5 protein-coding genes are annotated in these 1,915 nt (G+C 51.3%); 3 read left to right on the top strand and 2 right to left on the bottom strand.

Annotation, left to right across the window (positions count from 1 at the left end):
- Both BP737_RS11795 and BP737_RS14820 read left to right on the top strand, forming a co-directional pair.
- Positions 1 to 331, top strand: a 331-nt coding sequence (locus BP737_RS11795; protein ID WP_342686208.1) for a type II toxin-antitoxin system HicB family antitoxin, incomplete at its 5' end; no start/stop codon positions are given.
- The gene (locus tag BP737_RS14820) at positions 309 to 557 is read left to right on the top strand and encodes a type II toxin-antitoxin system HicA family toxin (protein WP_394339341.1); all 249 of its coding nucleotides are present in this window, start codon (positions 309 to 311) and stop codon (positions 555 to 557) included. The genes BP737_RS11795 and BP737_RS14820, both read left to right, overlap by 23 nt.
- A gap of 180 nt (positions 558 to 737) precedes the next feature.
- On the opposite strand, the gene BP737_RS11800 is transcribed toward BP737_RS14820, so the two are convergent.
- Together BP737_RS11800 and BP737_RS11805 are read right to left on the bottom strand one after the other, a co-directional pair.
- Positions 738 to 1,085 (bottom strand): DUF86 domain-containing protein, encoded by a 348-nt coding sequence (locus BP737_RS11800; protein WP_292408255.1) that lies wholly within the window; start codon positions 1,083 to 1,085, stop codon positions 738 to 740.
- Positions 1,082 to 1,375 carry a nucleotidyltransferase family protein gene (locus BP737_RS11805; protein WP_292408252.1) on the bottom strand — a complete coding sequence of 98 codons (294 nt, stop codon included), beginning with the start codon at positions 1,373 to 1,375 and terminating at the stop codon, positions 1,082 to 1,084. The genes BP737_RS11800 and BP737_RS11805 overlap by 4 nt, the downstream gene beginning before the upstream one ends.
- Before the next feature lie 214 nt (positions 1,376 to 1,589).
- Here BP737_RS11805 and BP737_RS11810 point away from each other — a divergent pair, with 214 nt between their 5' ends.
- Positions 1,590 to 1,880: a hypothetical protein gene (locus BP737_RS11810; protein ID WP_292408249.1), complete on the top strand. Its 291-nt coding sequence runs from the start codon at positions 1,590 to 1,592 to the stop codon at positions 1,878 to 1,880.
- Positions 1,881 to 1,915: the final 35 nt, after the last annotated feature.

The following is a 1,915-nucleotide window of genomic DNA, read 5'->3' on the forward strand; positions in this document are numbered from 1 at the left end:
ATTCAGCAAGATTGGGTTCTACCCTGTTTCTCAAACCGGCAGTCACGTTGACAACAACATTTTTCATCATTCACGTTTCATTCTCTCTAACTCGGGGGATTACATCATGATAGTACGATTTGAAACTACCTATGAAGACGGATACTGGTCTGCCAGCGCAATCGGATACAGTATCTTTACCGATGGGGAAACATTCGAAGAACTACTTAAAAACATTGAAGAAGCCGTACTGTTGTATTTCGAAGACGAAGTAGAACCCAACGAACAAATCACGATCCAGACCCAGATTACACATCAGGTGCATCACGTTGCCACATCTTCCAGTTGTTAGCAGCACAGATATCATCAGGGTTCTCAAAAAGCTTGGATATTCTTTTGTCCACCAGCGTGGAAGTCACATTAAAATGGTCAAACAGACCGACCAGGGAAATCATATCGTTATCATCCCTTTCCGAACAGAAAAGAGACAACGAACATTAAACAATATCTTAAACGATATCGCAAACCATAACGATATGACTAAACAAGAACTCATTGCTTTGTTCTTGCGAGGGTGAAAGGGGCGGGGTAAGGAGACCCCTGCACACGACGGGAGAGGACACGGCACAACCCAGAGGGTTGTGCCTGTCAGGAAGATGCGGAGCATCTTCCGTGAAGCGGAGCCCCTGCATTCTGTGTTTCACGCTGGCGACATATGTCCGGCATCTAGCTTCTTGCGTTCGAGGATAATGTGATGATTAATACCGTCCGCGCTCCCGTTCGAGGATGCGGCAGAGTGTCCGCCGGAGATCTGGAACGCGGTTGACGACGGTTCGCCAGACAAGTAGCGTGTCGACGCCGAAATACGCGTAGATCAGTTTATCCCGCATCCCTGCCATCTCGCGCCAGGGGATGACGGGATACTCTTGTCGGACGGGTAATGGGACGTTTTTTGCCGTCTCACCGATGATCTCGAACTTCCTGATGACGGCGCTCTGGGTCCTATCGTCGCGAAGGAACTCGTCATAGGTTATGTCAGCGGTGAACTCCTCGATCTTCTCCAGGGCGGCAACAAGATCCGCAATGTAGAGGGTATGCGATCTCATGCAACAAGGAGGTCCCCGGTAACCTGCCTGCGGAGCTCCGGGCGAAGTGCCGTTTCCGGCACGACATCCACGCCGGACCCGAGTTTTTCTTCGAGGTATTGCGACAGCCCGACAAAATCAAAGAGATCCGCACCGGCACCGAACTCTACGAGTACGTCGATATCGCTGCCCTCACCCTGTTCTTCGCGAGCATACGACCCGAAGAGGGCGATGCGTTCGACATGGTATCGCTCCCTGAGTTCGCCTTTCAAAGACCGGAGGATGTCGAGGACTTCGGCACGGGTTTTCATCTGCACTACATCCCTGTACGTTCCCTTTCGCTGCCGGATCGCTTTAACCTATTGTTTGATGCGAGACGACACTCACCCGGTACTTCGCTACCTTCTCCCCCGCCATCGGGGGGGGCAGTGCGGGGCGATAGCCATGGAAAGCCGTGCCAGTGCGATCAATCGAAAGTGACTGATGCGCAGGAGCGCATCAGAATTCCTAAAATTAGGGGGCACGATGCACTACGAGGCATTCCCTCCGCAGAAAGCGCAAACTTTGCTAAACCGGTTGGAGATCCATCACACCCCGAAGCACGGGACCTGGTTGAATATTGCCGAGATCGAACTCAGTGTCTTCACCGGTCAATGTCTGAAGTGGAGAATCCCAACCATTGAAGCACTCAGGAAAGAAGCAAACACCTGGAATCGACAACAGAATCAATCCCTGAAAGGAGGTGACTGGCAGTTCACTACTGGAGAGGTGAGGATAAGACTCAAGTGGCTCTACCCAATGATCTTAGAGAATTAACCGACAAGGGACAATAGGTTGACACGGCTATTGCT

This window comes from Methanoculleus sp. UBA291 (assembly GCF_002499755.1).
Classification (GTDB): Archaea; Halobacteriota; Methanomicrobia; order Methanomicrobiales; family Methanoculleaceae; genus Methanoculleus; species Methanoculleus palmolei.

What these genes read in the sequence shown, in the direction of transcription:
- BP737_RS11800 (WP_292408255.1), bottom strand. Translation starts at nt 1,085, where the DNA reads ATGAGATCGCATACCCTCTACATTGCGGATCTTGTTGCCGCCCTGGAG.
- BP737_RS11805 (WP_292408252.1), bottom strand. Translation starts at nt 1,375, where the DNA reads ATGAAAACCCGTGCCGAAGTCCTCGACATCCTCCGGTCTTTGAAAGGC.
- BP737_RS11810 (WP_292408249.1), top strand. Translation starts at nt 1,590, where the DNA reads ATGCACTACGAGGCATTCCCTCCGCAGAAAGCGCAAACTTTGCTAAAC.